Consider the following 12,564-nt stretch of genomic DNA (forward strand, 5'->3'; position numbering starts at 1 on the left):
TCTATTAATTTCCTATAATTATTTTGTGGATTGAGCTGCCATAATTATTGACTACTCGAACTAAATATAGACCAGGTAAATAATGCGATACATCAATTTTTTTTCTTATAGTTCCCTGAGTAATCGTTGAAGATTCAAGTACAGTTGTTCCATCTATTTTTAATATCTGATATGAATGGACTTCGGATGCCGCTTCCCATGATATTTCAATATATTCTTTAGAAGGATTTGGAATTATGGTAAGTTCAAAGTGTTGTATATGATGATTCGAAACTGCTTGTGCACATGATTTGATGACATTACAAGGCTTTTCTATTCCTTCCAAAACGAACATTCCGTTTTGCATATCTGCAACGATAATATTTCCAGAAGGTAAATAGGGATAAGTGCCCCACGCTCCTTTGTATCTTAAATCGTTAGTCTCTGTTGAAGTCGGATAATAATATGATTTTATAGGATGTTTTGGATTAGAAATATCATAAACTTGTAAACCATCATAATAATAGGCAACATAAGCATATTGACAACTAACTAATGGATTGTGCGGTATGGCAATGTTATCATTTTCAATGGGTAAAGTTGAAATTACTTTTATATTTGAAAAATCATTTAAGTCCAAAATCTTAACAGGAGAACCATGATTTTCATCAGCCATTACATAAGTTTTTCCATCTGGAGTTAACCATCCTGAATGATTGTATCCTGATTGTTTATATTCATTAGGTTTGAGTGTAAAAAGTGCAACCGGATTATTAATATCACTAAAATTCATAATAGCAAATCCATCATTCCCACAATTTAAATAGGCCGTGTCATTTCTAACATACGCATCATGAACATGGCTTGCTTTAATATCACCAAATTGATTAAAATGTCCTAATAATATAGGATTGGTTGGATTCTTTAAATCATAAATACTCAATGCATAATATCCATTCTCAGCTTTTTCTGCACAGGAATACAATCTTCCTTTTGGAATATCTAAAAAAATATTATGGGATCTAATCAAAAGCTTTTTAGAATCATAAACTGTAATGACTGTATCTGGCAATTGGCTAAAATCCATAATCTGTAATGAGCTCTTATCACCTTCGTCACACACAGCATAAAGGTAACATTGGTAATCATCATAATCGCGATGAATAACACTTGCATTACTCGTGCCCCCTAAAACTCTTGCCACTTCTTTAGGATGAGTAGGATCTGTAACATCAATAAAATGTATGCCTAATGTCGAACCAATAATACCATATTCTCTGCCTTTGTTCCATACGCCCCATGCTTCATTAAAAGCATTGTTATGAGCCGATGATCCTGGAATCAGAGAATCTCTCCAATGACCCAATAATTTCATTTTGACTGGCTGGCAATACAGTGGTAAATGAATACTAATAACAAACAGTGCGACTAAGAATTTCATGTTAAAGGTTTAAAACTGCAGGATTCATTCCCATAGATGAAAATCCACCATCGTGATATAAATTTTGCATGGTCACCATTCTGGTGAGATCTGAAAACATCACTACACAATAATCCGCACAAGCATCGGCACTTGCATTACCTAATGGACTCATTTTATCCGCATAATCGAAGAATTCCTGAAATCCTTTTATTCCGGATCCGGCAGTAGTCATGGTTGGAGATTGCGATATCGTATTCACACGTACATGTTTAAGTGTTCCGAAATGGTAGCCAAAACTTCTAGCAAATGATTCTAACAATGATTTGGATTCTGCCATTTCGTTATAATCTGGAAATACACGCTGGGAAGCAATATATGTAAGTGCCAACATAGATCCCCATTCATTGATCGCATCTAATTTAAGTGCCGTCTGCATTAATTTATGAAATGAAATTGCAGATATGTCAAATGACTTTTGCATGAATTCATAATTAAGATCCGTGTAGGGTCTGCCTTTTCTAACATTAAGAGACATCCCTATGGAGTGAAGTATAAAATCTAATTTACCACCAGTGGCTTCCATAGATTTTGTGAGGAGTTGTTCTAAATCTTCAACCAGTGTCGCATCTGCTGGGATAACTTCAACATTTAATTCTTTAGCCAAATCAAATATTTTACCAAAACGCATAGCGACAGGCGCATTGGTTAATGTTATTTTAGCTCCCTGTTCCACACACTTTTTAGCGACGTGCCATGCTATAGATTGTTCATCTAATGCACCAAAAATAATGCCTCTTTTTCCTGCTAATAATTGATTTGACATGTTTTTATTTTTTTATAGTTGTAAAATAATTTCTTTTATAATTGAATAAGTTCTTTAGCATTGATTAATGCTGCCGAACTCGGCGGATCACCACTTAGCATTTTGGCTATCTCCACATATCGTTCGTCAGCTTCTAATTTTTTTAATTTGGTATTTGTGAGTTTTGAAGTGGAGTCTTTGTAAACAAAGAAATGGTGCTTGGCTCTGGATGCAACTTGTGGAGAATGGGTAATCGTTATGACCTGATGATGTACTGACATGTCTCTTAAAATATTTCCCATTTGTAAAGCAACTTGTCCAGATACTCCGGTATCTATCTCGTCAAAAATCATAGTAGGTAATTCTGCTTTTTGGGCAACCAAAGATTTAATGACCAAATTAAGTCTAGAGATCTCACCTCCTGAAGCTTGATTTTTTAAAGCTTTTGGTGAACTACCTTTATTAGATGTAAATTGAAATTCGATAGCATCTATACCTAATTGATTGAGTTCCGTTGTCTCTTCAAATTTAATATCAAATTGGGCAAATTCCATTCCGAGTAATCTTAATAATGGAGAAGTTCGCTTTACCAATTCTAAGGATTTTTGTTTTCTAGTCTTAGAAATATTTAAAGCTTGTGACTTTAGTTCTTGGTGTATTGCTTTAATTTCAACATCCAATTGATTGATTTGATCTTCACCATGAGAAATGGAATTGAGTTTGGATTCTATCTCATGTTTAAATTGAATGAGTTCGTGATCGGACTGAACCCGATGTTTTTTCATCAAACGGATGATCAGATCAAATCGTTGTTGAAGGGCAAGTAATTTCTTTGGATCGGTATCAATGTGTTCGGATATAGATTCTAATTCTAATGCTATATCTTTTATTTCAGTTTGAATCAGTTCCAGTCTATCGTACAAGGTATTTACAATGGGATTTATTCGAACGGATCTTAATAATTGTAAAATATCCTGTACAGAATCTATTACGCCTTTTTCATTATTTAAGATGGTCGAAGCATGGTTGGTTTGATTAAGAATTTCTTCGGACTTGGAAGCTATTTTAAGTTCTTCTTCAAGAGTACCGAATTCATTTTCTTTAAGATCTATTTGTTGTAATTCTTCCCATTGAAATTGCAAAAAATCTTGCTCTTGTTGTGCCTTGATATGCAGTTCCTGAAGTTCTTTTTTATTGCGTTTTAATTGTTCGTATTGTTTAAATTGAGTTTGATACTTTTTTACTTCCGTTTGCAATTCTGCAAATGCATCCAATGAATTTAATTGAAATATAGGATCAATAATATCTAAATGATCAAATTGTTGATGAATGGAAATCAACATGGGAGCTATTTGATTTATGTCAGTTACTAATGCGGGTGTATCATTAATAAAAGTTCTAGATTTCCCATTGGGTAAAATTTCCCGTCGAATGATAATTTGTTTAGGATCATCGATATCAATGCTGGCAGTAATTTTTTCCTGCAAGCTTAGTGGAATGTCAAAACAAACTTCTACAACACATTTTTCTTCTGCATTACGCAACACCTTTGCATCTGTTCTCGCTCCCAATACGAATTGTAAAGCACCAATCATTATAGATTTTCCGGCTCCGGTCTCACCGGTGATAGCAATAAAATCTGGTGGCCATTGGATGTCCAATGTATCTATAATGGCGTAATTTTTTATGTGGAGTTGTGTTAACATGAATGTTGATCCGGTGTTATAATTTTTATATTATTGTAATAAATTAAAATCAACTTTTTCGCCAAGTTGTTGAGCTTTAGTCAAGTCCGTTTTGCCAGCAGCTTGTTGACCAAGAGCTATATATGTTTTTCCTCTTTCCAAATAATACAAACCTGAATTTGGATTGAATTGAATGGCGCGGCTATAATATTCTATGGCTTTAGTTGGATTGTTCAATGCTCTATGACATCTTCCTCCTTCATACCAGATATCTGCATTCTTAGGATCATATTTCAAATATTTATCTAAATCTCCGAGTGCCAGATCGTATTGACCTTGTTGGTTATAAACTATGGATCGATTTAAATATCCTACTTTCCAAGTAGGATCTAATTCTAATCCTTTCGTTAAGTCAGATAGTGCATTGGGTAAATTTCCTAATTTTGCATTTGCTGCACCTCGGTTGACATAATATTCTGCCATAGGATTCATTTCTATGGCTTTATTGTAATCCAAAATCGCTTTCTGATCTTCATTGCGAATAAAAAATAATTTGGCACGACTATTATACGTTGCATGTCCAGCTTTTAATTCAATGGCTCTAGAATAATCTTTAAGTGCAGCATCATATTGTTTTAAGTCTCTAAGATGATTGGCCCTATTATTAAATGGGAGTGGTGTGTTGTCATAGAATTCAATAACCCGAGTCCAAAGTGTACCGCTATCCTTCCAAATTCCACATTGTTTATAACTCATGATTCCAAAAATGGCGAGATAGCACCCAAATCCTGTTAGCACCATCGATTTTTGAGTTGCATGCGTTTCAACATATTGTTGTACATAGTAACAGCATATAAAAAACAATCCAATATAGGCTATATAGGTAAACCGATCAGCTATATATCCCTGTCCTGCTCCTAAAATTTGCAACAGAAAAACAATATTGAACAGAAAAAAGGCCATTCCAAAAACAAATGCCCTGTAATTTTTTTTAAAGGCCCAATAACTAATATAAAGTATTGCTAAAGCTACCGGTAATGATAAATAATGCCAAACAGTTATGTTCTCCGGATAAGGATATAAGGGTAATAATTCGTAAGGAAAAACCCATTTTATGAGATAGACAATGAAGCTAAAAGATCCAATAAATAGCCTCAATATTCCTGAATGGACTGCTGCAGATTCAAGAGATCCTTGCTTGTCTAACATATATATTCCTAAAAGTCCAAAACACAATGCACCTATAAAATAGAACCATTTTTCTGTAATTAAATTCCACCCTAGTGGTCTGTTTTTCCAGTAGTCTACGGCCAGCATGGACAAAGGCAGCGCTACCATTTGAATTTTTGCAAAAAGTCCTAAAACAAATAATATAAAAATCCAAAACGTCCTTGAAGATTTTTGTTGATCTAAGTTTTTGATATACAGGTACAAGGCACTCAGAAAAAAACTGGCGAACAAAACGTCTTTACGTTCCGTAATCCATGCTACAGATTCAACCCGCATTGGATGAATTCCAAAGAGTAATGCCCCTAATGATGCAAACAGCAAGGTCAGACCTAGCGATCTAAATATATAAAAGACCAAAAAAACACAAAGCAAATGCAACAAAAGATTGTTGAAATGCATAACATGAGGTTTGAACTCTTTAGTAAAGTGTTTTTCTATAGCGAATGTCAATATGGTTAAAGGGTTATAATTTCCAATAACGTCATGCGTAAATATGGCTTTGACATTGTTTTTGTTTAATTCAGAGACATAAGGGTTCTCATAAACATTACGGTCATCATCCCAATTCACAAATTCATTTTTTATGGAAGGAGACAACACCAAAAAACTAATAAAAAGTATGAAGAGTATATAATATCTATCTTTAGAGGAAGTTGGGACTTCTTTATGGATGGGTTTACTAATTATCGGCTTAACGGGTAGGTTTTGTCTTTTTTTGCTCATAAAGCATGAATATTTAGCAAATTTACATCAATTACTGCATTTGATTTTTGAATTCAATCCGCATTAAAACACATGAATAGTAGGTGCAATGTTAAGGAATTTGAAGCAAATCTTGTACTTTTGCTTCATGAAGATATCAGCTGGCGAATTGGCTATTATGGTCAATGGCGTATTGGAAGGGGATCCTACTATGATATTGACCCAACCAAGTAAAATTGAAGAAGGGGTTCCGGGAAGTATTTGCTTTTTAGCTAATCTTAAATATGAACATTTTTTATACGAAACGAAAGCGTCTGTAGTTATCGTAGACCAACATTTTGTTCCCAAATCTAAAATAACTCCTGCTTTATTAAGGGTTGAAAATGTGTATTTAACGGTAAGTCATTTATTGTCTTTATTCGATGAGTCTAAAGAAACTACCTCTGGTATACATCCACAGTCAATCATTCATTCAACAGCGCAGTTGGGACAGAAAGCATCCATTGGAGCTTTCACCGTTCTGGAAAATGATGTCCTAGTTGGAGAATCTACGATTATTCATCCTCAAGTGTACATTGGACCAAATGTTAAAATAGGGGCTCACACGGTAATTTATCCTGGAGTTCGAATTTATAGAGATTGCGTTATTGGCGACCGTTGTGTCATCCATGCTAATGCAATTATAGGTAGTGATGGTTTTGGTTTTTCGCCCGATCCATATGGTAATTATCAAAAGATAGCCCAGGTTGGTAATGTTGAGTTAAAAGATGATGTTGAAATAGGGGCTAATACCACCATTGATAGAGGAACTATGGGCTCCACATTAATCGGTCGCGGGAGCAAATTAGATAATTTAATTCAAATTGCACATAATGTTCAGATCGGTGAACATACTGTCATTGCAGCACAAGCCGGAATAGCGGGAAGTGCTAAAATCGGGAATCGATGCATGATTGGTGGTCAGGTTGGTATCGCAGGACATTTGCAGGTAGCAGATGGAACCATGATTCAAGCCCAAAGCGGAATTGCAAGTTCACTTAAGCAAGAAAATGGCAAATGGTATGGGTCTCCTGCAATTGATTATTATTCGTACCTTCGAGCCTATGCAGCGTTTAAGAAATTACCCGATCTTGTATTAAAAGTAAAAGAACTTGAGGCTTTACTTGAAGCAAGCAAAAAAACCTGATGAAACCATATGAATCAGAAAACCATTCAAAAAGATATCCAAATAGCAGGAGTCGGTTTGCATACCGGTGCTAAAGTTGTAATGACTTTTCGCCCTGCAATTGAAAATCATGGGATTAAATTCAGGCGAATGGATTTGCCGGATCAGCCCTATATACCTGCGGATGTTTCCAAGGTTATTGCGACCAACAGGGGAACAACATTACAAGATGGAGTGGCTCAGGTATGGACTGTAGAACACACGTTATCCGCTTTAACCGGGCTTGGAATAGATAATGTGCTTATTGAACTAGATGGTCCAGAAATTCCAATTCTTGATGGAAGTGCTATCCAGTTCGTTGAAGCTCTACAGGAATGTGGTATCATAGAACAACCCTTTGAAAAGGACTATTTTGTAATTTCAGAAACCATGTCATTTCAAGATCCTGACACTGGAGCTGAATATTTGGCGATGCCCTCAGACCAATTCGAACTGACAACCATGATTGATTTTAATTCAAAAAATCTTGGTCAGCAGTTTGCATCCTTGGACAATATAAAAGATTATGCTCAACAAATTGCCCCATGCAGAACCTTTGTTTTTCTTCATGAATTGGAAAAATTAATGGAGCAAAACCTCATTAAAGGGGGAAATTTGGATAATGCTATAGTTATCGTAGATCGATTAATGAGCCAGGATGATTTAGATCAGTTGGCGAAAAAATTAAATAAACCTTCGGTCAAGGTGGAACGGGAAGGTGTCTTGAATACCCTTACTTTACACTTCTCGAATGAGCCGGCTCGCCATAAATTATTGGATGTATTGGGTGATTTAACACTTTTAGGTAAACCCATACTCGGTAAGATCGTTACTAAGAAGTCAGGTCATAAATCGAATGTTGAATTCGCTAAATTTTTAAAAAAGAAGATGTTGGATCAACGCAAGTTGAAGGGCATACCACTATATGATCCGGATAAAGCTCCGCTTTATAATTCGACCCAGATTCAACAAATGCTCCCTCATAGATATCCATTTTTATTGGTTGATAAAATTATTGAAATCAATAACAAATTTGTCGTTGGTGTTAAAAATGTCACCATGAATGAAAGCATATTTCAAGGACATTTTCCTGGCAATCCTGTTTTTCCCGGAATGTTACTATTAGAGGCCTTAGCTCAGACCGGAGGTGTTTTTGCCTTAGCTCAGCAAGACGAGCCACATCTATGGGATACATACTTCCTTAAGGTCGATATTGCGAAATTTAGACAAAAAGTTGTACCGGGAGATACATTAATATTAAAAATGGAATTAGCTTCGCCAATCCGACGTGGACTGGTTCAAATGATTGGCACGGCTTATGTAGGAAGTAAACTGGTTTGTGAGGCTGATTTAACGGCCCAAATTGTCAAAAGAGATGCATGAATTTCAGTCAATCAAATATTAGTCCCGAAGCAAAAATAGGTCATGGTACCATAGTGGAACCATTCGCCACCATTCAATCCGATGTAATTATTGGAGAAAATTGTTGGATTGGACCCTATGTTTCAATAATGAATGGCACTCGCATTGGAAATAATTGTAAGATATTCCCGGGTGCTGTTTTAGGCGCGGTGCCTCAGGATTTGAAGTTTAATGGAGAGGCCAGTTTGCTAGAAATAGGGGATCACACCATAATCAGAGAGTATTGTACCTTAAATAGGGGTACCAAAGCATCAATGACCACAAAAGTTGGTTCACACAGCTTATTGATGGCTTATGTGCACGTAGCTCATGATTGTTTCGTTGGAAACCATGTTATTTTGGCCAATAATGTTACACTTGCCGGACACATTGACATCCACGATTACGCTATTTTGGGAGGCTTGACTGCCGTACATCAGTTTGTTAAAATCGGACCTCATGTCATGGTTGGAGGTGGATCTTTGGTTATGAAAGATATACCGCCTTTTGCCAAAGCTGCCCGAGAACCACTAACTTATGAAGGCGTAAACACCATTGGATTGCGACGTAGGGGATTTTCTAAAGAACAATTAGATCGAATCCACGATATCTATAGATACCTGTTTATTAAAAATAGAAATATCAGCATTGGTATTAAAATGATTGAAGCCGAACTTCCCGATTCTGAAGAACGCCGTCAAATTCTAGAGTTTGTCCGCAATTCTTCCCGAGGAATTATGAAGGGCCACCGCAGATAATTGATATGAACATCCACATAGAACATCTTTCCAAGCGATTTGTAACCAATCGTTGGATTATTAAGAATATGAATTTACAATGTAGTTCCAGTACTATATATGGAATAAGTGGTCAGAACGGATCAGGGAAGACCACACTGATATCAATGATGTCTGGACTTTTAGTTCCTACCCAAGGTAAAATTAAATGGATTCATCAAGAACAAGTTTTATCAGAGCAAGAATGGTTTCACTATTTAAATATTGCAGCACCCTATGCCGACCTATTTGAATATTTAACCATTACTGAACTTCTTGACTTTCACTTAAAGTGTAAATCATTCTATGATAATATGGATGCCACGCAATTTCTAGATCTCTGTTATTTGCAACCCAACAAACATTCTACCATCAAAAGTTTGTCTTCAGGAATGAAACAACGCCTTAAATTGTGTTTGGCTATTTTAACACAAAGTGAGGTTATTTTTCTAGACGAACCAAGATCTAATCTAGATACCTTCGCCCAACAATGGTATCAGGAATTATTGTTAAAATTTCGAAAGAATCGATTGATCATTATTGCTTCTAACGATGCGGCTGATTTTGATTTAGTGGACGAAGTGATCCAATTGAATACTTAGTGCTATTAAATTTCCTCTAAAGTTTAAACTTTCTTTCTAATTTGGCTTAGGCTGTTCCATTTCGAAAATTATTTTTCTTTGTAATTTAATTGTAGATTTTGCGTTACCATTTCAAATGAAGGTAAAACGTGAAATTCTTGTAATTGCCTTTAAGCTTTTCATTTTAAGTTTATTTTGTTCTTTTCCAATCTTTATACATTTAGATATTTTACCCATAAGGATTTGGGATGAATCGAGATTAAGCATCAATGCCTATGAAATGCTTAAAAACAACAATTGGTTAATTCCATATTTTGAAGGTAAGCCTGATATGTGGAATACCAAACCGCCACTGATGATTTGGATGCAAGTCCTTTGTTCAAAAATATTTGGTTATTCAGAGTTAGCCATGAGGTTGCCATCTGCTATTGCTGCGTTTTTACTCGTACTTTTCTTATCTTATTTTGCAAAACGATATCTAAAAAACTTTTGGTTCGGATTGATTACATGTATAGTCTTAGTGACATCTTATGGATTTATCAACGTTCATGGTACTAGAACGGGTGATTATGATTCATTATTGTGTTTGTTTCTGGTCGTATATTCGCTGTCCTATTTTTTATATCTGGAGCAAAAAAATAAACGTAATTTAATATTCTTTTTTATAGCTTTGATATTGGCCGTAATGACAAAGAGTATTCAGGGATTATTATTCTTACCAGCCTTGTTCATATATACTTTAATTGATAAAAAGTTTTTTATATTCAAAGATCTAAATGTATATAAGGGAATTGCTCTTTTTGTGTTTACTATTGGTGCATACTATTTATTACGAGAAATGTACAATCCTGGATATTTAAATGCAGTATGGGAAAATGAATTGGGTGGAAGATATATGAATACTGTGGAGGAACACACAGGGGAATTTCTTTTCTATTATAATATGTTATTAAAACATCACTTTAAAGAATGGATTTGGTTAGTTCCTATTGGATTTATTATTGGGATTAGCTTTAGGAATATTCTATTTAGGAAATTAACCTATTTTTCAGCTCTTATAAGTTTATCCTATTGGTTAATTATTTCTATTTCTAAAACTAAATTAGAGTGGTATGAAATTCCTCTTTTTCCGTTTTTAGCCATGCTCATAGCTATGGGCATATTTGGAATATTTTATTATTTGTTGATTGAACCCAAACTTAAAACCATTTTTTTATTTCCGGTGATGAGTTTTCTCTTTCTTTTTAGTTTGTCTTTTGTACCATATACTAAAATGGTGGACAAAGTTTATTTACCTAAAGAATATCCTTGGGACGATGAATTCTATCAATTGAGTTATTATTTAAAGCACGCACTTAATAAATTAGAAGAGACCCGAGCTTATAATATTTGTTATGATGGGTATCATGCCCATATATTGTTTTATTTAAATCAATTGAATGATTTAGGGCAAAATATAGGATTTAAGGATTGGGTATTTTTAGAAAAAGGGGATTTAATTATTGCAAGTCAATCCAATGTAAAGCAATATATTGAACAATATTATATTTATGAATTGATAAGTGAGAATAAAACAATAAAAAAGTATAAAATAATAGATCTAAAATGTTGAAGAGTATTAAAATATTTTATTCATTTTTATCTGAATGAATTGAATTATTTTTCACAGACATAATTATTTTGGTAGACTTAATTGAGGAGTAGATGTGGATTTTCGTTTAATGAATATAATTAAATGAATAATTTTGAATTTGGGATATTCTTTAAATTTAATGCACCATTAAATAGCATATCTAAAGTTTGTCATTTTAATATTATATTTGTGTAATGATTATAATTTATGAGTAAAATATCCGTTATTATTCCCATCTACAATGAAGAAACCAATATTCAGGTACTTTATGAGCGATTGAAAAAAGTATTGAATGGTATTGAATTGGAGCATGAATTATTGTTTGTCAATGACGGCAGTCAAGATCAATCCATCCAAGTCATCAAGCAATTGGCTGAACATGATATAAATGTAAGATATATAGATTTTAGTAGAAATTTTGGTCATCAAATTGCTGTGACTGCAGGTATAGATGCAGTACATTCAGAGTATGTTGTGATTATAGATGCTGATCTCCAAGATCCTCCGGAATTGATTCCAGAGATGTATGAGAAGATGAAGGAAGGTTTTGAGGTAGTCTATGCCAGAAGAAGATCCAGGAAAGGGGAACATTTTTTAAAAAAAGTAACTGCCAAATTATTTTATCGAATACTTACCAGCATTACACATATTTCTATTCCGTTGGATACAGGTGATTTTAGAATTATGCATAAAAAAGTGGTTGACGTGCTTAAGTCCATGCCTGAACAAGATAAATTTTTAAGAGGACAGATTAGTTGGATTGGATTTAATCAAACGTATGTAGAATATGATAGGGATGAAAGACTTTCAGGAACTACAGGGTACACCTATTCTAAGATGATTAAATTTGCATTAGATGGGATTACATCATTTTCCAATTTTCCATTGAAAGTTGCCAGTTATTTAGGTTTTGTAGTTTCATTTTTTTCTTTTCTTTTAATTCTCTATGCGTTGTATTCTCGTCTAGTATCCAAGCATTTTGTACCGGGATGGGCTTCCATTATGATTTGTGTTTTATTCCTAGGGGGAGTGCAATTAATTTCAATTGGAATCATTGGGGAATACATCAGTCGAATGGGTAATAACATTAGAAAAAGACCATTATATATCGTCAAAGATCAGAATTGATCCAGACTAAAATATTACTT

The 12,564-nt window shown here is 34.4% G+C and carries 10 protein-coding genes; 6 read left to right on the forward strand and 4 right to left on the reverse strand.

From position 1 onward, the window contains the following. Nucleotides 1-4: 4 nt before the first annotated feature. The 4 genes from IPK88_11985 to IPK88_12000 are packed head-to-tail and all read right to left on the reverse strand — an operon-like array spanning nucleotide 5 to nucleotide 5,842. A complete protein-coding gene (locus tag IPK88_11985; protein MBK8244137.1) occupies nucleotides 5-1,420 on the reverse strand; it encodes a choice-of-anchor B family protein in 1,416 nt (471 codons plus the stop codon). A gap of 1 nt (nucleotide 1,421) precedes the next feature. After that, entirely contained in the window at nucleotides 1,422-2,225 is an 804-nt protein-coding gene (locus IPK88_11990; GenBank protein ID MBK8244138.1) for an SDR family oxidoreductase, read from the reverse strand. 35 nt (nucleotides 2,226-2,260) lie between these two features. Continuing rightward, nucleotides 2,261-3,910, reverse strand: coding sequence for a DNA repair protein RecN (gene recN, locus IPK88_11995; GenBank protein ID MBK8244139.1), 1,650 nt, complete (start codon nucleotides 3,908-3,910; stop codon nucleotides 2,261-2,263). Nucleotides 3,911-3,940: 30 nt separating this feature from the next. Continuing rightward, nucleotides 3,941-5,842, reverse strand: coding sequence for a tetratricopeptide repeat protein (locus tag IPK88_12000; GenBank protein ID MBK8244140.1), 1,902 nt, complete (start codon nucleotides 5,840-5,842; stop codon nucleotides 3,941-3,943). A gap of 127 nt (nucleotides 5,843-5,969) precedes the next feature. Here IPK88_12000 and lpxD point away from each other — a divergent pair, with 127 nt between their 5' ends. The 6 genes from lpxD to IPK88_12030 all read left to right on the forward strand — a co-directional run bounded on the left by lpxD (nucleotide 5,970) and on the right by IPK88_12030 (nucleotide 12,544). After that, complete coding sequence (gene lpxD / locus IPK88_12005; GenBank protein ID MBK8244141.1) at nucleotides 5,970-7,007, forward strand: UDP-3-O-(3-hydroxymyristoyl)glucosamine N-acyltransferase; 1,038 nt, start codon at nucleotides 5,970-5,972, stop codon at nucleotides 7,005-7,007. Between the two features lie 9 nt (nucleotides 7,008-7,016). Then, on the forward strand, nucleotides 7,017-8,408 hold the full coding sequence (locus tag IPK88_12010; protein ID MBK8244142.1) for a bifunctional UDP-3-O-[3-hydroxymyristoyl] N-acetylglucosamine deacetylase/3-hydroxyacyl-ACP dehydratase: 1,392 nt from the start codon (nucleotides 7,017-7,019) through the stop codon (nucleotides 8,406-8,408). Continuing rightward, nucleotides 8,405-9,184, forward strand: a complete 780-nt coding sequence (lpxA, locus tag IPK88_12015; protein MBK8244143.1) for an acyl-ACP--UDP-N-acetylglucosamine O-acyltransferase — start codon at nucleotides 8,405-8,407, stop codon at nucleotides 9,182-9,184. The genes IPK88_12010 and lpxA overlap by 4 nt, the downstream gene beginning before the upstream one ends. A 5-nt stretch (nucleotides 9,185-9,189) precedes the next feature. Then, on the forward strand, nucleotides 9,190-9,804 hold the full coding sequence (locus IPK88_12020; protein ID MBK8244144.1) for an ABC transporter ATP-binding protein: 615 nt from the start codon (nucleotides 9,190-9,192) through the stop codon (nucleotides 9,802-9,804). Nucleotides 9,805-9,919: 115 nt separating this feature from the next. Beyond that, nucleotides 9,920-11,395 (forward strand): glycosyltransferase family 39 protein, encoded by a 1,476-nt coding sequence (locus tag IPK88_12025; protein ID MBK8244145.1) that lies wholly within the window; start codon nucleotides 9,920-9,922, stop codon nucleotides 11,393-11,395. A gap of 228 nt (nucleotides 11,396-11,623) precedes the next feature. Further along, entirely contained in the window at nucleotides 11,624-12,544 is a 921-nt protein-coding gene (locus IPK88_12030) for a glycosyltransferase family 2 protein (GenBank protein ID MBK8244146.1), read from the forward strand. The last annotated feature ends 20 nt before the right edge of the window (nucleotides 12,545-12,564 follow it).

This window comes from Candidatus Defluviibacterium haderslevense (assembly GCA_016712225.1).
Taxonomy (GTDB): Bacteria; Bacteroidota; Bacteroidia; order Chitinophagales; family Saprospiraceae; genus Vicinibacter; species Vicinibacter haderslevensis.

Coding starts and splice junctions, on each gene's coding strand:
- IPK88_11985 (MBK8244137.1), bottom strand. CDS start 1,420: ATGAAATTCTTAGTCGCACTGTTTGTTATTAGTATTCATTTACCACTG.
- IPK88_11990 (MBK8244138.1), bottom strand. CDS start 2,225: ATGTCAAATCAATTATTAGCAGGAAAAAGAGGCATTATTTTTGGTGCA.
- recN (MBK8244139.1), bottom strand. CDS start 3,910: ATGTTAACACAACTCCACATAAAAAATTACGCCATTATAGATACATTG.
- IPK88_12000 (MBK8244140.1), bottom strand. CDS start 5,842: ATGAGCAAAAAAAGACAAAACCTACCCGTTAAGCCGATAATTAGTAAA.
- lpxD (MBK8244141.1), top strand. CDS start 5,970: ATGAAGATATCAGCTGGCGAATTGGCTATTATGGTCAATGGCGTATTG.
- IPK88_12010 (MBK8244142.1), top strand. CDS start 7,017: ATGAATCAGAAAACCATTCAAAAAGATATCCAAATAGCAGGAGTCGGT.
- lpxA (MBK8244143.1), top strand. CDS start 8,405: ATGAATTTCAGTCAATCAAATATTAGTCCCGAAGCAAAAATAGGTCAT.
- IPK88_12020 (MBK8244144.1), top strand. CDS start 9,190: ATGAACATCCACATAGAACATCTTTCCAAGCGATTTGTAACCAATCGT.
- IPK88_12025 (MBK8244145.1), top strand. CDS start 9,920: ATGAAGGTAAAACGTGAAATTCTTGTAATTGCCTTTAAGCTTTTCATT.
- IPK88_12030 (MBK8244146.1), top strand. CDS start 11,624: ATGAGTAAAATATCCGTTATTATTCCCATCTACAATGAAGAAACCAAT.